The 19,584-nt window shown below is 71.0% G+C and carries 16 protein-coding genes; 3 read left to right on the plus strand and 13 right to left on the minus strand.

The annotated features are described in order from the left end of the window. Window positions 1–191 precede the first annotated feature (191 nt). Entirely contained in the window at window positions 192–788 is a 597-nt protein-coding gene (locus tag OG272_RS39195) for a 3'-5' exoribonuclease domain-containing protein (RefSeq protein WP_326575146.1), read from the minus strand. A gap of 286 nt (window positions 789–1,074) precedes the next feature. Between OG272_RS39195 and OG272_RS39200 the strand changes: the two genes are divergently transcribed. Continuing rightward, a complete protein-coding gene (locus OG272_RS39200; protein WP_326575144.1) occupies window positions 1,075–2,763 on the plus strand; it encodes a heme peroxidase family protein in 1,689 nt (562 codons plus the stop codon). A 177-nt stretch (window positions 2,764–2,940) separates the two neighbouring features. Here OG272_RS39200 and OG272_RS39205 read toward each other — a convergent pair whose 3' ends face one another. The 5 genes from OG272_RS39205 to OG272_RS39225 all read right to left on the minus strand — a co-directional run bounded on the left by OG272_RS39205 (window position 2,941) and on the right by OG272_RS39225 (window position 7,145). Next, complete coding sequence (locus OG272_RS39205) at window positions 2,941–3,363, minus strand: acyl-CoA thioesterase (RefSeq protein WP_326575142.1); 423 nt, start codon at window positions 3,361–3,363, stop codon at window positions 2,941–2,943. A gap of 61 nt (window positions 3,364–3,424) precedes the next feature. Then, window positions 3,425–4,090, minus strand: a complete 666-nt coding sequence (locus OG272_RS39210; protein WP_326575140.1) for a hypothetical protein — start codon at window positions 4,088–4,090, stop codon at window positions 3,425–3,427. 71 nt (window positions 4,091–4,161) lie between these two features. Beyond that, a complete protein-coding gene (locus OG272_RS39215; protein ID WP_327727110.1) occupies window positions 4,162–4,761 on the minus strand; it encodes a histidine phosphatase family protein in 600 nt (199 codons plus the stop codon). A gap of 44 nt (window positions 4,762–4,805) precedes the next feature. Further along, window positions 4,806–5,339, minus strand: a complete 534-nt coding sequence (locus OG272_RS39220; protein ID WP_327727109.1) for an HAD domain-containing protein — start codon at window positions 5,337–5,339, stop codon at window positions 4,806–4,808. Window positions 5,340–5,936: 597 nt separating this feature from the next. Further along, window positions 5,937–7,145 carry a pyridoxal phosphate-dependent aminotransferase gene (locus OG272_RS39225; RefSeq protein ID WP_326575132.1) on the minus strand — a complete coding sequence of 403 codons (1,209 nt, stop codon included), beginning with the start codon at window positions 7,143–7,145 and terminating at the stop codon, window positions 5,937–5,939. Window positions 7,146–7,231: 86 nt separating this feature from the next. Between OG272_RS39225 and OG272_RS39230 the strand changes: the two genes are divergently transcribed. Then, a complete protein-coding gene (locus OG272_RS39230) occupies window positions 7,232–7,867 on the plus strand; it encodes a helix-turn-helix domain-containing protein (RefSeq protein ID WP_327727108.1) in 636 nt (211 codons plus the stop codon). Window positions 7,868–8,220: 353 nt separating this feature from the next. On the opposite strand, the gene OG272_RS39235 is transcribed toward OG272_RS39230, so the two are convergent. From OG272_RS39235 to OG272_RS39245, 3 genes are all read right to left on the minus strand, one after another. Then, complete coding sequence (locus tag OG272_RS39235; protein WP_405895647.1) at window positions 8,221–9,111, minus strand: hypothetical protein; 891 nt, start codon at window positions 9,109–9,111, stop codon at window positions 8,221–8,223. After that, window positions 9,111–10,379, minus strand: coding sequence for a VWA domain-containing protein (locus OG272_RS39240; protein WP_405895648.1), 1,269 nt, complete (start codon window positions 10,377–10,379; stop codon window positions 9,111–9,113). Before OG272_RS39240 ends, OG272_RS39235 begins: the two co-directional genes overlap by 1 nt. 117 nt (window positions 10,380–10,496) lie before the next feature. Continuing rightward, window positions 10,497–12,026 (minus strand): IucA/IucC family protein, encoded by a 1,530-nt coding sequence (locus OG272_RS39245; RefSeq protein ID WP_327727105.1) that lies wholly within the window; start codon window positions 12,024–12,026, stop codon window positions 10,497–10,499. A gap of 307 nt (window positions 12,027–12,333) precedes the next feature. On the opposite strand from OG272_RS39245, the gene OG272_RS39250 reads away from it, so the two are divergent. Beyond that, window positions 12,334–13,917: an IucA/IucC family protein gene (locus OG272_RS39250; RefSeq protein WP_327732087.1), complete on the plus strand. Its 1,584-nt coding sequence runs from the start codon at window positions 12,334–12,336 to the stop codon at window positions 13,915–13,917. Between the two features lie 91 nt (window positions 13,918–14,008). Here OG272_RS39250 and OG272_RS39255 read toward each other — a convergent pair whose 3' ends face one another. The 4 genes from OG272_RS39255 to OG272_RS39270 are packed head-to-tail and all read right to left on the minus strand — an operon-like array spanning window position 14,009 to window position 19,250. After that, the gene (locus tag OG272_RS39255; protein WP_405895649.1) at window positions 14,009–16,021 is read right to left on the minus strand and encodes a beta-galactosidase; all 2,013 of its coding nucleotides are present in this window, start codon (window positions 16,019–16,021) and stop codon (window positions 14,009–14,011) included. 42 nt (window positions 16,022–16,063) lie between these two features. Further along, window positions 16,064–16,948, minus strand: coding sequence for a carbohydrate ABC transporter permease (locus OG272_RS39260; RefSeq protein WP_326575120.1), 885 nt, complete (start codon window positions 16,946–16,948; stop codon window positions 16,064–16,066). Further along, window positions 16,945–17,940, minus strand: a complete 996-nt coding sequence (locus OG272_RS39265) for a sugar ABC transporter permease (RefSeq protein WP_327727100.1) — start codon at window positions 17,938–17,940, stop codon at window positions 16,945–16,947. The genes OG272_RS39260 and OG272_RS39265 overlap by 4 nt, the downstream gene beginning before the upstream one ends. Beyond that, entirely contained in the window at window positions 17,937–19,250 is a 1,314-nt protein-coding gene (locus OG272_RS39270) for an ABC transporter substrate-binding protein (protein WP_405895650.1), read from the minus strand. Before OG272_RS39270 ends, OG272_RS39265 begins: the two co-directional genes overlap by 4 nt. Window positions 19,251–19,584: the final 334 nt, after the last annotated feature.

Below are 19,584 nucleotides of genomic sequence, written 5' to 3' on the forward strand. Positions count from 1 at the left end.
GTACGCCGTGGGAGGAATACCCGCCGAAACCTCACTTGTGCGCAGACACAGGGCCACACGGGGGAGAACCCGGCGTGAATGGCTCCTTCCGCCGCGTCAGCCTACCGTCGGCCGGTGGGCCGGACGCGAGCGTCCCGGCCCCGTCAGACGGCGGCCCCGTCAGACGGCGGCCCCGTCAGACGGCGGCCCCGTCAGACGGCGGGGCCGTCCCAGGCCATCAGGTTCGCCAGCAGATCCGCCTGCTCGATCGCGTCGTCCAGGGCGTGGTGGGTGTGCCGACGGCGGGAGAGGAGGTGCTGAGGCATCGTCCGCTTGGAGACCGCCCGCAGCGGGATTCCGGCCTTCGTCGCGTACAGCGTCTTCATGTCGAGACACCCCGAGTGCCCGAAGGGGCTCTCCCCGGTGAAGCGGATCAGATACCAGTACAGGAAGGTCCAGTCGTACGAGGCCGGGTAGCCGCACATCACCGGCTGCGCGTCGGCGCTGACCTCGCGCACCCAGGAGCTGAAGCGGCGCAGCGCGGCCCCCGGTTCGGCCCCCTTCTCGGCCAGCCGCTGCCGGTCGAGCCCGCTCACCGCCAGCGCCTCCGGCACGAACTCCTCGCTGATGGGCCGCAGTTCACGGTAGAAGGTGCGCTGTTCCGGATCGGCCGCCGTGAAACCGTCCGCGTCCTGCCGCCCCGCGACGGCCGCACCGAAACTGAGCATCGAGTACGGCCCAGGAATCGGTCCGTCGGCCTCGACGTCGACGGAGATGTACAGGCTGGGTTTGATCGGGCGTGATGACATGCGGCGATCATGACGGCGGGCCGACGGGCGGCGCATCCGGATTTCAGGGCCGGGTGAACGCCTCGCAGGGCCGGGAGGCCGGCAGCTTCGAGCGGCAGTCCGAGGCTACGTTGATATGAGTAGATTTCCTGGTTCGGGAACCCCTCGTCACCCTCGACGCGTTGTCGGTAAACAAGGATTTATCCGAATGATCGCTTCGCGTCCGGTGGGGGCCGGTACCGACGGAGAGAACCGGTAAGTCCGGTGGTGACCGTTCGCGAGGCCGGGGGACAGAACGGGGACACACATGGTGCATCGACACCATCGCGAGACCTACTACGTCGTCGACGAGGGCCGGATCCTGGAGTTCGAGAAGGGCGAGGCGGTGGCGCGCGTACCGAGCGCGACCGAGCAGCAGATGGCCTTCCGCTTCTCCCGGTTCGGCGAGAAGGGAGTCCAGCTCGACGAGGCCCTGCGCGGCAAGCTGGCCGAGGCCATGACCACGGGCACGGCCGGCGCCGACCCCGACTCGGGGGAGCCCGGGACATCGATCCCGGCGGGATTCACCTACCTCGGTCAGTTCGTCGACCACGACCTGACCCTGGACCGCACCCAGGTGGGGCTCGGTGAGCCGGTCCCGGTCGAGGATCTGGTGCAGGGGCGCAGCCCGGCCCTCGACCTGGACTCGCTCTACGGCATGGGCCCGCACCACGCGGGCAGTGCCCGCTTCTACGAGTCCGACGGCCGCCTGAGGACGGGCACGACGCTCGGGGTGCCCTTCCCGCCCGAGTCGACGTCCAACATCGACCGCGAGGGCTTCGACCTGCCGAGGGCCGGCGAGGCGGCCGGCGGCACCCGGGCGGACCAGCGTGCCCCGCTCATCCCGGACGCGCGCAACGACGAGAACCTGGCCGTCGGCCAGCTCCACCTGGCGTTCATCCGCTTCCACAACCGCGTCGTCGACCTCCTCGCCGAGCGCGGAGTGCCCGAGCACCGGCTGTTCCACGCGGCCCGGGACATCGTCGTGAAGCACTACCAGTGGGTGCTGCGCACCGACTTCCTGCCGCGCATCGTCGACCCGGACATCGTCGAGCGGGTCTTCACCCGGGGGCGCAAGCACTTCGAGCGGCCCGGTTACACCCGCCCCGGCGACACGCCGACGATGCCCATCGAGTTCTCGGTCGCCGCCTACCGGCTCGGGCACAGCATGGTGCGCGGGGCCTACCAGTGGAACAGCGTGTTCCGCGCGGGCGGACCCGGTCCGATCGCCTCGCTCGGCCTGCTGTTCCGGTTCAGCGGCACGGCGGGCAACCTCACACCGGGCCCGGACGACCTGAGCGACCTCGACGACCCGAACTCCGGGGAGAACCTGCGGCTGCCGAGCAACTGGATCGTCGACTTCCGCCGGCTGTTCGACTTCGGCGAGATCGGCCGGGACGACCTGGTCGTGCCCGAGGGCGAGTTCAACGTGGCCAAGCGGCTCGACACCCTGCTCGTCGACCCGCTGACCACGCTGCCCACGGGTACCTTCGACGGTCGTGGCCGCCCGGCCCCGCCGCCGATCCAGCGCAACCTCGCGTTCCGCAACCTCACGCGGGCCGCGATGGTCGAGCTGGCCACCGGGCCGCAACTGGCCGCCCAGATGGGCTTCAAGCCGCTGACGGAGGACCAGATCCTGCGGGGCAACGGCGGCGCAGTCCTGGAGGGCCTCACCGACACCGAGCGCGCACAGGTCGTGGAGCACACCCCGCTGTGGTTCTACGTCCTGCGCGAGGCCGAGGTGAACGAAGCCCGCCCCGGCAGCCTCACCGGCGTCGGCGGCACCCTCGTCGCCGAGGTCTTCCACCGTGCGATCGAGGGCAGCCGGAGGTCGATCGTGAAGCACCCGGGCTGGCGCCCGAGCCTCCCGTCCCACCGGAAGGGCAGGTTCACCATGACGGACCTGCTGCTCTTCGCCTTCGAGAACGACCCGGAGCTGCTCAACCCGCTGGGCTGAGCGGTGCGGCCGTCCGGCGAGGACCGCAAGCCGTGACGCGACCCCGCTGTCCGGACCGTGGGCCCACGCCCGCCGTCCGGACAGTGGGGACTGCCTTCACGGTCCGGACAGTGGGGGCCGCCTTCACGGCCCGGACAGCGGGGGCCGCCCTCACAGCCCGAACAGTGGGGACTGCCCTCACAGCCCGAACAGCGTGGGGTCCGCCGCCAGCGCCCGGAAGTGCTCCCGAGGGTCCGCCACCAGTTTGCGGATCTTCAGGTCCATCAGCCCGCCGACGCCGGTGATCTCGGCCGCCACGGTGCCATCCGTCCTGCGTACGGTCTGCTCGATGCGGAACGTCTTGCCCTCGCCCCACACGAACACACACGTCACCTCCACCTCGTCACCGGCCAGCAGCTCCCGCCGGTAGCTGATCGTCGTCTCCAGCGCCACGGGCCCGACCCCCTTCGCCATCAGGTCGGCCTGACGGATCCCGGCGGCCTGCAGCAGCGACCACCGCGCGTGCTCGCCGTACTGGAGATACACGCTCTGGTTCAGGTGCCCCTGCACATCGGTCTCGTACCCGCGCACGGTCACCGGAACGGAAAACGGCTCGGCCATGACTTCCCCTATCTGAGGATCTGAGGCGAACAGGACGCGCATCAGCTTACTGAGCGCTTGCTCACCCGCTGGTCCGCCTCGGCGACGCCAGCAGATACCGCTCCCGTGTACGGGGATCCGTGTGCTCGCCCACCTGCCAGCCCGCCCGCTCCAGCGTCGCCGCGCAGGCCCGCAGCGCCTCCGCGTCGGGCTCTCGCACGGCGACGGCCTCCGGCTGGGGAGTGGCCCGCACGCGGTAGCCGCCGCCCGGCGGCGCCGCCGTATCCGCCCCCGCTGGTGGGTGGCCCGCCGCCTCCAGCGCGAGCGCGGCGGCCCGCACCAGATGCGCCCGCTCCCATCCGCACGGGCGGTCCGTGGCGCCGCCCGGATTGGTCATCCGGCGCAACTCCAGGAGTCCCTGCCAGGCGCTGTGCACCTCGCGTGTGCGGGCCGGCCCCGTCGCGGCGGCCTCCTCACCGCCGACGCGCGCGGCGAAGACACCGCTCTCGGTGGGGGCGGAGACGGGGGCGGTGTCCTCCTTGGGGGCCCCTTCCTCGGCCTGGACCGTCTCCCGCACGCGATGCCCGGCCGGTGTCAGGAAGTGGTCGTGCGGCGGGCGGGGATGCCGGAAGGCCAGGCCCCGCTTCACCAGCGCCGCGAGCTGCGTCGGCGTACCCGCCAGGCGTCCGGTCACGGGCTCGGCGGCGTCGATGATCCGCCGCTGGGCGGCGGTCGGCGGTCGTGTCACGGCACCCTCCCTCACCCGAGCCGGCCATGGCCGACCCGCCCCGCGAGAAGTTGGATCGACCCACTCGAAGACTACGAGGAGGGTCTGACATTCCAGCCCGCGACGACCGGACGCCCGTGCTCCGTACCGAGGCGGCAGACCGTGCCCGTGGCCAGCTGGAACAGCGCCCCGCCGGAGGCGGGCAGCCCGAGATAGCGGGCGGTCAGGACGCGCAGGAAGTGCCCATGGGCCACGAGCACCACGCACCCCTCGGTGTTCGCCAGCGCCGCGTGCGCCCTCGCGAGTACCCGGTCGGCGCGCGCCCCGACCTCCTCCGGGCTCTCCCCGGGATGCTCCGGCGGTCCCGGTGCGACCCCGTCCGTGAACAGGAACCAGCCCGGTCGGGTGCGATGGATCTCGATGGTCGTGACCCCCTCGTACCCGCCGTAGTCCCACTCGATGAGATCCGGGTCGACGCGCGCCCCGCCGAGCCCGGCCAGCTCGGCGGTCTCCCGGGCCCGCTTCAGCGGGCTCACGAAGGCGGCGCCGATGCGGTGCGAGCCGAGCAGCGGGGCGAGGCCGCGCGCCTGCTCACGGCCGTTGTCCGTCAGTGAGATGTCGGTCCAGCTGGTGTGCTGCCCGGACGCCGACCACTCGGTCTCACCGTGCCGCACGAGAAGAAGATCACCCATGCCCCCAGGCTACGAGGCCGCGCACCGACGACGACGTCCGCGCCTCACAGGGCACGGGCCCACCGCTCCAGTTCGGTGAACTCCTCCTCCCGCAGCCCCCGACGCGGATCGATCCGCAGCAGGAGTGCCGCCGTGTCGTGGTGCTCGGCCACATGCCGTACGTCGAGGTCGGTGATCATGTCGTCGACCCAGACGAACGGCCGGCCCGCGGCCCACTCCAGGACCCGCCGGGTCTTCCAGTACAGCCCGTCCGGGTCCTCGGCGAAGAGGTTGCCGAACTCGATGACCGGCAGGTCGCGCGGCAGTCCGATCACCGGCCCGATCATCTCGTTGGCCTCGTGCATCCAGGTCGTCGCCCACGCCAACTCGTAGGGCAGCGCGAGCAGTCGCTCCCCGTGCGCCGGATTGAGCCGGATCCGCAGGCCCCGGCGCAGCCGCCGCGACCCCGGTTCCTGCCGGGAGGACCAGTTCGTGGGGTGCACCCGGCGGGTCACATAGCCACGCGGTCGCCACAGCCGGGCGCCGAAGGGATTGAGGGGGCCGTCGACGTCGAGGAGGAGCAGTGGTCGGTCAGTCATGGGGAAGGTCTACCCATGACGTGCCGACGCCCCGCGTCCAGCGCTCAACCGGACGTGGGGCGCGGGTGGTCGGAGGTCAGTGACCGGCGGCGTAGGAGAGAAAGGCCGACCACTGATCCGGTCCGAAGGCGAGGCGAGGGCCTTGCCTGTTCCCACTGACGACGCTCCCGGCACCGCCGCCGGACGCGGAGTCCGGGCGGGGCCTCCTCCTCGTCGAAGCCTGGCCGGCCACTGGGGCACGACAGGGGAGACCTGTACACCAAGACCGTGTGGTGCGAGGTCGCCCTCTCCTGAGCCGAGAAGGGCAATGCCCTGATCCTGACGCCGTCCGGCGCCGATCAGGACATCCACAGCCAACAGCAGGCCGGGGCCGCCGAGAAGGCCTGGGACGAGACAGCGAAACTGACGGCGCGAACGTACGACGCCACGACCGTCCTGTACGAGGCGGGGGAAAAGGCAGACTTCCGGCCGGAGTTCAAGGTTTCCAGGGAGGCGGAGCCCGGTGCCCAGGCGACCTGCGAGGTCTACTGCCGGGAGCCGGGGGAGGATCGGCCCGCCCCCGAGTCCTGCTCGGCCGGCTCCTGACCGCCCCGCCCCCTACTGTCGGTACCCGCTCAGGAACCGCCCGATCCTGCTGATCGCCGCGTCCAGGTCGTCCGCGTACGGCAGGGTGAGGATGCGGAAGTGGTCGGGGGTGGGCCAGTTGAAGCCGGTGCCCTGGACGACCTGGATCTTCTCCCGCAGGAGCAGGTCCAGGACGAACTTCTCGTCGTCGTGGATCTTGTGGACCTTGGGGTCGAGACGGGGGAAGGCGTAGAGGGCGCCCTTGGGCTTCACGCAGGAGACGCCGGGGATCTCGTTGAGCTTCTCCCACACCACGTTGCGCTGTTCGTGGAGGCGGCCGCCCGGGGCGGTGAGGTCGGTGATGGACTGGCGGCCGCCGAGCGCGGCCTGGATGGCGTACTGGGCGGGCGCGTTGGCGCACAGCCGCATGGAGGCCAGCATCGTCAGGCCCTCCAGATAGTTGCGGGCGTGCTGCCTGGGGCCGGTGACGACCAGCCAGCCGGAGCGGAAGCCCGCGACGCGGTACGTCTTGGACAGACCGCAGAAGGTGAGGACGACCAGGTCGGGGGCGAGCGCGGCGGCCGAGTGGTGGACGGCGTCGTCGTACAGGATCTGGTCGTAGATCTCGTCGGCGAAGACCATCAGGCCATGGCGGCGGGCGAGGTCGAGGATGCCCTCGATGATCTCCTTGGGGTAGACCGCGCCGGTGGGGTTGTTCGGGTTGATGATGACGACGGCCCTGGTGCGGTCGGTGATCTTCGACGCCATGTCGTCGAGGTCCGGGTACCAGTCGGCCTGTTCGTCGCAGAGGTAGTGGACCGCCTTGCCGCCGGCGAGGGTGGTCACCGCCGTCCAGAGGGGGAAGTCGGGGGCCGGGATCAGGATCTCGTCGCCGTCCTCGATCAGCGCCTGTACGGCCATGGAGACCAGCTCGGAGACGCCGTTGCCGAGGAAGACGTCGTCCACGTCGACGTCGAGACCCCGGTCCTGGTAGCGCTGGGCGACCGCGCGGCGGGCCGAGAGGACGCCGCGCGAGTCCGTGTAGCCGTGGGCCTGCGGGAGCATCCGGATCATGTCCTGGATGATCTCCTCCGGCGCCTCGAAGCCGAAGAGTGCGGGGTTGCCGGTGTTGAGGCGCAGCACGCTGTGGCCCGCCTCCTCCAGTGCGTTGGCGTGCTCGATCACGGGGCCGCGGATCTCGTAACAGACCTCGCTGAGCTTGCTCGACTGCCGGAACTCCATGCGCTCTCGCCCTCCGGTTCGTTGTGTTGCTTGGTTTTACCAAGTAGGCGCTTGGAAAGTCCAACGACATGTCTAGACTGCGTCCCATGTCACCTCGTCGAAGCTACGACCAGTACTGTTCCGCCGCGCGGGCGCTCGACCTCGTCGGTGACCGCTGGACCCTGCTGATCGTGCGCGAACTGCTGGCCGGGCCGCGGCGCTACACGGATCTGCACGCGGACCTGCCGGGGGTCAGTACGGACGTCCTCGCCTCGCGGCTGAAGGACATGGAGCGGGACGGGCTGACGACGCGACGCCGGCTGCCGCCGCCGGGGGCGGCGTATGTGTATGAACTCAGCGCGCGGGGGCGGGAGTTGCTGCCGGTGCTGCAGGCGTTGGGGGCGTGGGGCGAGGCCGCGCTGGGGGAGCGCCGGCCGACCGACGCCGTGCGGGCGCACTGGTTCGCGCTGCCGTTGTTGCGGGGGCTCGGGGGCGGGAGTGCGGGGCTGGTCGAAGTCCGGCTGGAGGAAGGGGAGTTCCATCTTTGGGTGGGGCCGGAGGACGGGCCGGTCTACGGGGAGGGGCCCGCGCCCGCGGAGCCGGACGTACGGCTGTCGTTCGACGGCGTGGACACCTGCGGTGCGCTCGGCCGGGGGGAGTTGGGGCTGCGGGATGCCGTCCGGCAGGGGCGGGTCGAGGTGGTGGGGGAGGGGGCGCTGGCCAAGGAGTTGCGGGAGGCGTGAGTGAGGGACGTGGGGTCCGATCCGATCCGGTCCGGTCCGGTCCGATTCGGTTCGGTCCGTCTTCGGCTGCGGGTCCGGTGGGGGCTGGTCGCGCAGTTCCCCGCGCCCCTGAAAGACCAGGCCCTGCGGGCCTGAAGGAGCACGGCTCTGTGGGCCTGACGAATCACGGCTCCGCGGGCCTGAAGAACCCTGGTCCTGCGGGACGAAAAGCACGGGGCGTAGCCCCTGCTTTTCAGGGGCGCGGGGAACTGCGCGACCAGCCCCCACCGGGCCCGCGGATGACGGTTGAGGGCGCGCGGCCCCAGCGAAAGGCCCGCCGAACCACGTTGGTTCGGCGGGCCTTTCGCGACCGGTCAGGCACCCGGCGGCGGCACCCGGGCCGGGCGGCCTGAGCCGCGTGTCAGGGTGTAGCCGCCGATCCCTGCCAGCGCTGCCAGCGCCGCGCCCAGCGCCGTCCAGAGCCAGCGGTCGTTCCACCAGCCGGAGGCCCAGCCGTCGTCGGGTTCGAGGGAGGAGAGGACGGCCCCGGCGGAGGAGTCGTCCTCGTCGTCCTGGGACGAGGTGACGGCGATGCCCGGCACCAACGGCTGCGCCAGCGAGCCGTCCACGGCCGCGGCGCCGCCCATGTCCTCGGAGTCGGCCTCGACCTCGGTGTCGACGGGCAGACCCAGGTCGGCCGTGGCCAGCCGGGTCGTGGTCAGGCGGACGTAGTACGTGCCCGGCAGCGGGTCGTCGGCCCACTGCTCCGACCAGGCGCGGACCGTGCGCAGGGTGCAGGACAGCTCGACGGAGCCGGCCTCCGCCCCCGCGGTCCGGGTCTGCGCCCCGTACTGGCAGGCCTGGCGGCGCCGCAGTCCGTCGTACACGTCGATCTGCCAGGTGGAGGAGGACTCGGCCCCCTCGGGCAGCTTGACGCTCGCCCGTACCGTGGGCCGCTGTCCGGCGTCGGCCGGGAACGACCAGTACAGGTAGTCGCCGGTCGAGGCGCTCGCCGTAGCGGTCTGCCCCTGCTCGAACTCCGTGGCCGTACGGAAGGAGGTGCCCGCCTCCGTGGGCGCGTCACCGTCCTCCGAGGGGCTCGCGGGGGGCGTGGAGTCGGCGACGGCGGGGGAGACGGCGGCACCGAGCAGCAGGAGCGCGGCCGTCGCCACCTGGGCCACCGCGGTCCTCGTACGCCGGGCCGGTCCTGTCCTCGTACGCCGGGACGGCGTGGTCCTCGTACGCAACACGCTTGTGATCCGCATCAGTTGGTCCTCCAGACCGCGAGCCGCCAGCGTGACAGCCAGCCCCACAGCACACCCGCCAGGAATCCGGCGAGCACCAGCACGCCGAGCAGCCACCAGCCGCGGCCGAGGCCGAAGGAGGCGACATCGGCGGCCTGGTCGGGGCCGTCCACGACGTCGATGGTGATTTCGAGCGGCAGACCGGGCGTGGTCTTCACGCCGCTCGCCGGCGAGTAGGAGTGGGTCACCTGGAGACAGACCGTCTCGGCGACGTCCTCGTCCTCCTCGTCCTCGGCCTCCGCCTTGGGGTAGCGCAGACCGGTCGAGATGACGTCGGTACGGCCGTTGCCGGCCGCGTCGCCGCGTACGATCTCCCGGTTCTTCGTGGTCACCGCACGCAGCAGCACGCCGTAGTCCGGGTTGACGTCACGGTCGGCCCCGACGCTCACCGAGGCGCGCAGTTCCTGGCCCGGCTTCACGTCCACGCGGTACCAGCGCTCCTGGCCGAACTCCTCGCGGTCGGTGTACAGACCCGACGCGAGCGTCTCCGCCCGCGCGCACGCGTCGGCGCCCTCGACGGCCTTCGGTACGACCACCGGGTCGGCGGCCCGGTCGACCAACTGGTTGACGCGGTCGGTGAGTTCGTCGCGGTGCTCGATCGACGTGTACGTGCCTCCGGTCGCCTCGGCGATGCAGCTCAGCTGGAGCCGCATCTTGGCGTTCGGGACCAGGCCGAGTGTGTCGATGGTCAGGCCGATGCCCTTCGCCGCGATCTCGCGGGCCACCTCGCACGGGTCGAGCGGGGCGCAGGTGTCCTCGCCGTCGCTGATCAGCACGATGCGCTTGGTGCCCTCGCCGCCCTCCAGGTCGTCGGCCGCCTTCAGCAGCGCGGGGCCGATCGGGGTCCAGCCCGTCGGCGTGAGCGTCGCCACCGCCGTCTTCGCCTCGGTGCGGTCCAGCGGCCCCACCGGGTAGAGCTGCGCGGTGTCCTTGCAGCCCGTCTTCCGGTCGTCGCCCGGGTAGTCGGCGCCCAGGGTGCGGATGCCGAGCCGGACCTCCTCGGGCGTGGCGTCCAGCACCTCGTTGAACGCCTGCTTCGCCGCGGCCATGCGGGACTGGCCGTCGATGTCCTTCGCCCGCATCGAACCGCTGACGTCCAGCAGCAGGTTGACCTTGGGCGCGGTGGCCGTGGTCTCGTCGGCGACGGCCGTGGACGGGACCGCGATCCCGGCCGTCAGGACGGCGAGCAGGACGAACACCCCTGCTGTCAGCCGTTGTCTTGTGATCATCGGCGGATCCTATTGATCCGGAGGGTCACCCTTCAAAACGAGACCCCCTGTTGACGGTCCGTTCACCGGACGGACGACGCGAACCCGGCCCCCTCCGGCCCCGCCGACCTCCACTGGTCACCGCAGCGGACTCGGCAGTTCCGCCCAGATGTCGCCGGGCCGCTCCGGCGAAAGTCGCATCAGCGTCAACGCCTTCGTCGGTACGGGCCCCTCCAGCAGCGTGCCCAGATCGGGGGTGCGCGGCAGATCCCGTACGGCGAGGGAGAGAGCCTCGCGCAGTACGGGCGTCGAACCGGCCGTGGCACCGAGCGTGCCCGTGATCAGGGCGCCGAACAGCTTGCGGCGCAGGGTGGTCTCGTCGTCCGTGATGATCCGGCCGGTCATCGCGGGGGCCGGAACGCCGTGCCGGGCGAGGCGGGCGGGGCTGACGCGGATGTCCGCGAGGTCGCGGTAGACGAGGCGGCGGGGGGCACCCGAGGGGGACAGGACCACCAGGAGGTTCTGGCCGTGCGCCTCCAGGGCCACACCCAGGTCGAGCAGCCGGAGGGCGACCGTGAGCGTGAGACGGGTGAAGTCCGCCAGCCAGGAAGGCGACCGGGGCAACTCGGTCTCCGCGAGCGCGGCCACCGGCAGGACCCGCTCACCCGTCGCCGTGTCCGCGTACGTCTCCGGCGACTCGCGCAGCACCGCCGCCAGATCCGGCGAGCCGGCGGTGACCGCGCCGACCGTGCGGGTCACGTGCAGCAACCCGTCGGTGCGGGCGGAGACCTCGGCCATGAAGTCCGACACGATCGCCGAGGTCTCGATCGAGTAGGCGGAGATGTCCCGCACGGAGGAGGTCAGCCGGGCGCTCAGCGCGGTCTTGACGTGCGGTCCGCCGTCCGGGAGGGCGAGGGTGCGCAGGGACATCAGCGGATGGGCCTCGATCACCTCCCCCAAGGGGGACTTGAGCACATGCGCCGCCTGCCACGGATGCACCGGGACCAGCACCCGGCCACCGTCCCGCCACGCCTCCCGCCACGCCTCCGGCCACTCTCCGACGACCAACGCGTCCTCCACGGGCGCGAGCCCCAGCCGCACCACCTGCCGGTGCTCCGGCCCGTAGGCGAGCTGGTCGCCTGCCGAAAAGCCGGGCCGGGAACGGCAGTTGGGGTGGAAGGGATGCCCGTCGACGATCAGTTGCTCCCACTCCCAGCTCTCCCTCGCGGACGAGCTGTCCAAGGAGGCCGCCGGAGCGGTCCGGTTGGCGCGGGACAGCGCCAACGAGGCAACACTGTGGTCGAGTTCGGCGGCGAAGGCGGCGCTGTGCGGAACGGCCAGGGCGGTCATGAGCCGCGCCGGACGATCGTACGACCGCTCGTCGAACCACACGTCCTCGACGCGGGCGGCGGTGCCGTACGGGTCCACGGCCGGGCCGTGCAGTCGGCGGCCGTCGGCGAGGTGGAGCGTGACCCCGTCGCCCCCTGCCGCGTCCCGGCGTACCACCCAGGGCACCGGCTCATGGACGAGGCCCCGCCACAGCCGGGACAGCACGGCCGCCCGGGCGCCGGGCAGCGCGGACGTGTACGGCAGCGTCAGATCGGGGCGTACGGCGCCCAGGTCGGCGCCGAGCGCCGCCTCGGCGTCGGACAACGGGGGACGGTCCACGGACGGGCTCCTCGGGTGCGGGACGGGGTGGTGCGGGTGCGGGTGCGGGGGCAGAGGGGCAGGGGAAGGGCGGGACGGACAGGGAACCCGCGTCGACATCGGCGTACGACCACTGCCCGCCCGCCACTACCGCGACGCATGAGGCGGCGCGGCGAAACGTCACAGGGCCGCTTCGCGACGGCGGCCCGTGCGACCCGTCCCCGAACGGGACGGATCACGGCCGCTTCCCGCCGGGACGGCGCACGACCGCTTCGCGACGAAGCGTGACGGGCAGACATACTGATCACGAGTGCACCGTATGGAACGAATGGACCCCGTGGACGCCAACCCGCCCCGCGACAGCATCGGCTCGGCCGCCGACGCCCACGCCGCCGCACCCCTGCTCAACTGCCTTCTGCGGGAGGCGGGAGAGCCGGTCGAGTCGTCGGGCGCGGTCGGAGTGCACCGCCTCAGGGCCGGCGGTCGGGTCCTGCGCGTACGCGGTACGCGCCGCCCCGCGCACCCCGAGGTGCGCACGGCGGGAGCCTGGCATCCGCTCACCCACACCGAACTCGTCGAACTCGCCGCCGAGGAACTCCGCGCCCTCACCGGCCTGTCCAACTCCGAGCTGCCCGCCGAGATGCTCGACAGCCGCGAGGCCGTGGCCGCCATCCTCGCCGCGCGCGCCCACGCTCCGGCGCCCGAGGACCCCTACCGGCGCTCCGAGCAGTCCCTGATCACCGGCCATCCCTTCCACCCCGCCCCCAAGGCCCGAGGCGGCGGCCCCGTCGCCGGCTGGCTGCCGTACGCGCCCGAGGCGTACGCCCGCTTCCCGCTGGTCCTCCTCGGTGTCCGCGAGGACGCGGTGGTCGAGGAGGGCGACACCACCGCCCTCGACACACTGGGCTCGGCGCCCCCCGGCTACCGGCTCCTTCCCGCACACCCCTGGCAACTCGACCTGGTGGGAGCAGAGTTGGCCGACGCGTTCGCCGACGGCCGCCTCGTACGGCTGGGCCCGGCGGACGGCGAGGTGTGGCCGACGGCGGCGATCCGCACGGTGTACGTACCCGAGGCCGTGCCGGACACCCTGCCCGGCACCGTGTCCGGGGGCGCTCTCCCGGCCGATCTCTTCCTCAAGTTCAGCCTGGACGTGCGGATCACCAACGACATCCGCCGGCTGTGGCGCCACGACCTGCTCGCACTGCGCCGGACGGACCGTGCGGTCACCGAGGCCTTCGCGGGGCTGCCGGCCGCCTGGCTGAGCGACCGGGGCTACCGCACCGCCGACTTCGCGTTCGAGGAACTGGCCGTCCTGGTGAGGGACGGACTGGGCGGCCATGTGCCCGCCGGTGCCACGCCCTTCCTCGCCGCCGCCCTCACCGAGAGCGCGGAGGCCTTCCCCGGCAACCCGCTGGCCCGCGCGGGCGATCCCGAGGCCTGGTGGGAGGCGTATCTGCGCGCGGTCGTCCCCCCGGCTCTCGACGCCTTCCACGGCCATGGTGTCGTCCTGGAGGCCCACCTGCAGAACACCGTCATCGCCTGCGACCCCTCGGGCACGCCCGTGCGGGCCGTCTACCGCGACGCCGAGGGCGTGAAGCTCCTCCCGGACGTGACGCGCGAGGCGGGCTGGGAACGGCTGGTCTACTGCCTCTTCGTCAACAACCTCCTGGAGATCGCGGCGGCCCTGGTCGAACACCACCCGGGGGTCGATCCCTGGCCCGCCGTACGGAGGCGGTTGGGGTGCCACGAGGAGGTACCGGAGATCGCCGGCCTCCTCGACTCGCCCACGCTGCCGGGCAAGACGAATCTGCTGCTGAGATGGACGGGAGCGGACGGCGCGGACGCGCGGTATCTGCCCCTGCCCAACCCGATCAGGCGGCCGCCCGGCCGAAGCGGTCGGCCTTCCACCTGATCAGGGACCGGTGGGACGTCCTGCCGAGGACGGGGAGTTCGCCGGTGGCGGGAACGGGCCGCCGTCATCGGCGAGGCGGGCCGCGGACGGGTCAGTGGGGCTCGCGGACCACGGCGACGCCTCCCGGGGGGACGGTGACGGTGCCGGTGACCGGTGTGCCGGTGAGGAGTTCGACGCCTTCGGCGGGCGCTTCGGCGCCCTTGCCGGTGTGGTCGATGAGGAACAGGTAGTCGGCCCGGGTGCCGCGGCGCCGGACCACCTCGACTCCGGCGGGCGCATCATGCTCCGGTGTCACGTCGGCCTCCTGGCGGATGCGGTGGAGCAGGGCGGCGAGCGTGTTCTGGTCGGGGTGGGTGGCCAGATACCAGGCGGTGCCGTTGCCGTGCTGGTGCCGGGTGACGGCCGGGTGGCCGGCCAGGGGGCCGTCCGCGTGGGAGACGACGGCCTGGGCGCCGGCGAGCCGGACTCGTTCCGACCACAGGTCGGCCGTGGCGCCCGCGGGCACGGCGCCGGTCAGGCCGGTCGTCTCTCCCGGCAGCAGGGGGAAGAGTTCGTCGGTGACCACGCCGAGCACATCGCGGAACGCGCCGGGGTAGCCGCCCAGGTACACGTGGCCGTTCTCGTCGACCATGCCGCTGTGGAAACCGACGGCGAGTGTGCCCCCGCCTTCGGTGAACCGTGCGAGGTTCGCCGCGGCCGCCTCCGCCACCAGGTACAGCGACGGGGCGAGGACGAGTTTGTAGCGGTCGAGTCCGGGGTCGTCGGGGCGTACGAAATCGACGGCTACCCCTGCCCGCCACAGGGGTGTGTACCAGTCGCGCACCAGGTCCTGATAGCGCAGCTCGCCGCTGGGCTGGGAGGGCAGTTCCAGCGCCCACCGGGCGTCCCAGTCCCACACGATCGCCACCTGCGCCGCGACGGTGGAGTCCCGCACCTCGGCCAAGGCCTTCAGGTCCGCGCCCAGTTGGACGACGTCCCGCCAGATCTGGCTGTCGGTACCGGTGTGCGGGAGCATCGCCGAGTGCCACTGCTCGGCGCCTGCCTTCGCCGCACGCCACTGGAAGAAGGCGATGCCGTCGGCGCCGTGGGCCACATGCGCCAGGGCGTTGCGCCGCATCTCTCCCGGCTGCTTGGCGCGGTTGACGGACTGCCAGTTCACGGCGCCGGTCGAGTGCTCCATGAGGAACCACGGGCCGTCGGCGAGCGACCTCATCAGGTCGCCGCTGAGGGCGATGTCGAGTTCCGCCTCCGGGTCGTCGGACATCAGGTAGTGGTCGTTGGAGAGGACGTCCAACTCCGGTGCCCAGCGCCAGTAGTCGAGAGCGTCGAAGGTGCGCAGGACCATGAGGTTGGTGGTCGCCGGGAGGTCCGGAGCGGCCTGGCGCAGCACGTCGCGTTCGGCGGTGCACAGCGAGAGGAGCTCGTCGGAGCAGAACCGCCGCCAGTCCAGTTGGTGGGTGGGGTTCGGCGGGGCCGCGGTGGCGCGGGGTGGCAGGATCTGGTCCCAGTCGTAGTACCACTGGCTCCAGAAGGTGGTGCCCCAGGCGTGGTTGAGGGCGTCGAGGTCGTCGTAGCGGGCGCGCAGCCAGGTACGGAAGGCGGCGGCGCTGGTGTCGCAGTAACAGGCGTCGTTGTGGCAGCCGTACTCGTTGTGGACGTGCCACATGACGACGGCCGGGTGGTCGGCGTACCGCTCGCCCAGGGCGCGGGCGATCCGCAGGGCCGCCTCGCGATAGGCGGGGCTCGACGGGCAGAAGGTCTGGCGGCTGCCGTACGACAGCCGGCGGCCGTCCCGGTCGACCGGCAGCGCCTCCGGGTACGCCTGGAAGAACCAGGCGGGCGGGGCGGCGGTGGGGGTGGCCAGGTCGGCGGCGATGCCGTTCTCGTGGAGGAGGTCGAGGATCCGGTCCATGCGTCCGAAGTCGTACACGCCCTCGGACGGTTCGAGCAGCGCCCAGGAGAAGATGCCGACGCTGACCATGGTCACCCCGGCCTCGCGCATCAGGCGCATGTCCTCGGCCCAGACCTCCTCGGGCCACTGCTCGGGGTTGTAATCGCCTCCGTAGGCGATTCCGGGCAGGCGAAGGCGGCGTGCGGTGCTCACTGGTGGTACTCCGAGTGGTGATGGGGGAGGGAGGTGGGCCTGTCAGCCCTTGTTGGCGCCCAGGGTCAGGCCGCTGACGAACTGCCGCTGGAGCGCGAAGTAGACGATCAGGGTGGGGATGGCGGTGAGCAGGGCGCCGGCGGCGACCAGGTTGGGGTCGGTGAAGTACTGGCCGGAGAGGTTGTTCAGGGCCGAGGTGATGGGCATGTTCTCGCCGGTGGAGATGAGGACGAGGGCCCAGAAGAAGTCGTTGTAGATCCAGATGGAGAGCAGGGTCGCCAGGGCTGCCATGGCCGGGCGGCACAGTGGCAGCACGATCTGCCAGTACAGGCGCCACACCGACGCGCCGTCGACGAGAGCGGCCTCGGTCAGCTCGTGCGGCAGGGAGCGCATGTAGTTGCTGAGCACGAAGGCGCAGAACCCGGACTGGAAGGCCACGTGGATGAGGACCAGGCCGAGGGCGGAGTCGTACAGCTTGCCGGACATGGTGATGCCGGGGATGTCGATGAGCAGGTACAGGCGGTACAGCGGGGTGATGATGACCTGCTGCGGGAGCAGGTTGCCGGCGGTGAAGACCAGGAGCAGGAAGATGTTGACGCGGAAGTCGAAGCGGCTGACGTAGAAGGCGACCATCGACGACAGGAACAGCGTGAGCAGCACCGCCGGGACGGCGATGATCAGGGTGTTCACGAAGTAGTGCGTCATGTCCGACTGGGTGAACGCGTTCGTGAAGTTGTCCAGGCTCAGCTTGTCGGGCCACGAGACGTAGCCCTTCTCGCTGGTCTCGCCGTACGGGCGCATGGCGGCGTACAGGGCCCACAGCAGGGGCGCCAGCCACGCCAGTGCCGCACCCGCGAGGAAGACGTGCAGCAGGATCCGGGCGGGGCGCGGCGGCGTACGGCCCTGGGTCACGACGGTGGTGCTCATGCGCTCCGCTCCTTCCGGAAGGTGCTGATCAGATACGGAATGATCACGACGAGCGAGATCAGCAGCAGGACGACGGCGATCGCCGACCCGTATCCGATGCGGCTGGACTCACCGATGATGTTGTTGGTCACGAGGATCGACAGCAGCTCGGTGCCCTCGGCGCCGCCGTTGAAGACGTAGACGAGGTCGAAGGCGCGCAGGGCCTCGATGATGGTGACGACCAGGACGACGGTGTTCGTGGGACGCAGGGTCGGGAAGATGACGTTCTTGAACGTCTGCCACTCGTTGGCGCCGTCCAGGGACGAGGCCTCCCGCAGGGAGGGGTCGACGCCCTTCAGGCCGGCCAGGTAGAGGATCATCATGTAGCCGGTGTGGCGCCAGGACGCGGCGATGAGGATGGCCCAGAGGTTGAGGTCGGGGTCGCCGATCCAGTCGATGTACGTGCCCGGCTCGTTGGCGCCGATCAGGCTGTTGATCAGGCCCGTGTCGGGGTTGTAGACGAGCTGCCACACGAATCCGATGACGGCCATCGACATGACGACCGGCAGGAAGAAGGCCGTCTGGTACACCCGGCTGAACCGGATCTTCTTGTCCAGCTGTACGGCCAGGAAGAGGCCCAGCGGGGTCGGGACCAGGATCAGGGCGACGAACCAGATGACGTTGTGCTGGACGGCGGGCCAGAACTGCGGGTTCTGCTCGAACAGTTCCTTGAAGTTCTGCAGCCCGACCCACTGGATCCGGTCGAAGCCGATGCCGTCCCAGGTGGTGAAGGCCAGCGCGATCGAGGCCAGGGCCGTCACCCACACGAGAGCCACGTGCAGGATCGTCGGCAGGCCCGCCATCAGGCCCAGGGTGAGCCGGTCGCGCCGGGTGAGCAGGCGTTTGTGGCCGTGTGGGACCTTCTGGGCGGGGACGTGGGCCGAGCCCGGAGGCGGCACGGTGGACGCCTCCGGGATGGCCGGGTGGTCGGTGCGGGTCTCGGTCGTCGTCATGAGGAGGCGAAGATCGTCTTCTTCTGGCGCTCGATGGACGAGAGCAGGCTGTCGACGCCCTTGGGGTCGCGGATGAACTTCTGCAGCGCCGGCTGCATCACCGTGGAGGTGAAGTCCGGGCGGCTGTCGCGGTCCATGTACTGGGTGAGGCTCTTGGCGCCGGAGATCATCTCGTACGCCTTCTTCTGCAGGGGCGTGTACGAGGAGGTGTCGGCCTTGGTGGAGGCGGCCACCACGTTCGGGTCGGCCTTGAGGTAGATCTGCTCGGCCTCGGGGGTGCCGAGGAACTCCAGCAGCTCGACGGCGGCCGCCTTGTTCTTCGGGGCCTTGCTGAGCATGAAGCCGTCGGTCGGGGCCTCGACGGTGTCCTGGCCGTACGCCGGGTCGATCTCCGGGAAGGCAAAGAAGTCCAGGTCGTCCAGGTCGTCCTTGTTCGTGAACTGCTGCCCGACGAAGCTGCCCAGCAGGTACATGCCGGCCTTCTTCGCCACCAGGGTCTGCGCGGCGTCCTGCCAGGTACGGCCGACGGCGCCCTCCTGGTGGTAGGGGAGGATCTCGGCCCAGTTGTCGAAGGCGGCGCGGGTCTTGGCGTCGGTCCAGGAGGCCCTGCCCGCCATCAGCTCGACGTGGAAGTCGTAGCCGTTGGTACGGAAGTTGATCTGGTCGAAGGTGCCGAGCGCGGGCCAGGCGTCCTTGTCGCCGAAGGCGATCGGGACCAGCTTGTCCTTCCGCATCCGCTTGCACAGGGCGATGAAGTCGGACCAGGTGGTGGGGACTTCGTAGCCGTACTGCTGGAAGACGCTCTTGCGGTAGAAGACCGCCCAGGGGTACGTGTACAGCGGCACGAAGTAGTACTTGCCGTCCTCGCCCTTGCTGAGCTTCTGCATCGCCTCGGGGAAGTTGCCCCCGATCGTCTTCCACACGTCGTCGATCGGCGTGGCGAGGCCCTTGGCCGCGAAGAACTGCATGCGGTAGCCCGCGAACCAGTGGAACACGTCGTCCGGCGTGCCCTGCAGGTAGGAGTTGATCTGCTCCTGGAACGTGTTGTGGTCCTTGGTGTTCACGTCGACCGCGATCCCGGACCGCTTCTTGAAGGCCGCGTAGATCTCGGCGAACGCCTTCTTCGGCACCGCGTCCGACGCGTTGGAGCCGAGGGTGACGGACTTCGGGTCGGCGGCCGTGCCGCCGCTGCCGCCACAGGCGCTGAGCAGGGGAGCGCCCGCACCGAGTAGAACGGCCCCACCGAGTCCGCGCACCACGGTGCGGCGGCTGGTACCCGGGAGGGACTGACCAAGGGATGAATGGCGCATTTCGGCTCCTGAGGGGCTGTCATGTCCCGGGCATGGCGCATCGGCTCAAGGGGCATGACGGGAAGCGGTCGCTGATTCGACCAGAAGTAAACGCGATCGAACGTGGTCGATCGGGTGGACGCGTCGAAGAGTGAACGGTCAGGCGACCCGCTGTCAAGACCCCCTCGATGGCGTGCGCGCCGACCTGGGAAATGCCGCGTGGACGGAAGTGGCGCTGTGTGCGCTCTTGACGGGCGACCTCCCGGCTGAGTAGATATGACCGCGCGGTCAGTGACCGCGCGGTCATACTGCTGACCTCGCCTGATGCAGGCATATGCCCGACCGACAGGAGTTC

The organism is Streptomyces sp. NBC_00104, assembly GCF_045160825.1.
In the GTDB taxonomy this organism is placed as follows: domain Bacteria; phylum Actinomycetota; class Actinomycetes; order Streptomycetales; family Streptomycetaceae; genus Streptomyces.

What these genes read in the sequence shown, in the direction of transcription:
- OG272_RS39195 (WP_326575146.1), bottom strand. Translation starts at nt 788, where the DNA reads ATGTCATCACGCCCGATCAAACCCAGCCTGTACATCTCCGTCGACGTC.
- OG272_RS39200 (WP_326575144.1), top strand. Translation starts at nt 1,075, where the DNA reads ATGGTGCATCGACACCATCGCGAGACCTACTACGTCGTCGACGAGGGC.
- OG272_RS39205 (WP_326575142.1), bottom strand. Translation starts at nt 3,363, where the DNA reads ATGGCCGAGCCGTTTTCCGTTCCGGTGACCGTGCGCGGGTACGAGACC.
- OG272_RS39215 (WP_327727110.1), bottom strand. Translation starts at nt 4,761, where the DNA reads ATGGGTGATCTTCTTCTCGTGCGGCACGGTGAGACCGAGTGGTCGGCG.
- OG272_RS39220 (WP_327727109.1), bottom strand. Translation starts at nt 5,339, where the DNA reads ATGACTGACCGACCACTGCTCCTCCTCGACGTCGACGGCCCCCTCAAT.
- OG272_RS39225 (WP_326575132.1), bottom strand. Translation starts at nt 7,145, where the DNA reads ATGGAGTTCCGGCAGTCGAGCAAGCTCAGCGAGGTCTGTTACGAGATC.
- OG272_RS39230 (WP_327727108.1), top strand. Translation starts at nt 7,232, where the DNA reads ATGTCACCTCGTCGAAGCTACGACCAGTACTGTTCCGCCGCGCGGGCG.
- OG272_RS39235 (WP_405895647.1), bottom strand. Translation starts at nt 9,111, where the DNA reads ATGCGGATCACAAGCGTGTTGCGTACGAGGACCACGCCGTCCCGGCGT.
- OG272_RS39240 (WP_405895648.1), bottom strand. Translation starts at nt 10,379, where the DNA reads ATGATCACAAGACAACGGCTGACAGCAGGGGTGTTCGTCCTGCTCGCC.
- OG272_RS39250 (WP_327732087.1), top strand. Translation starts at nt 12,334, where the DNA reads ATGGACCCCGTGGACGCCAACCCGCCCCGCGACAGCATCGGCTCGGCC.
- OG272_RS39260 (WP_326575120.1), bottom strand. Translation starts at nt 16,948, where the DNA reads ATGAGCACCACCGTCGTGACCCAGGGCCGTACGCCGCCGCGCCCCGCC.
- OG272_RS39265 (WP_327727100.1), bottom strand. Translation starts at nt 17,940, where the DNA reads ATGACGACGACCGAGACCCGCACCGACCACCCGGCCATCCCGGAGGCG.
- OG272_RS39270 (WP_405895650.1), bottom strand. Translation starts at nt 19,250, where the DNA reads ATGCGCCATTCATCCCTTGGTCAGTCCCTCCCGGGTACCAGCCGCCGC.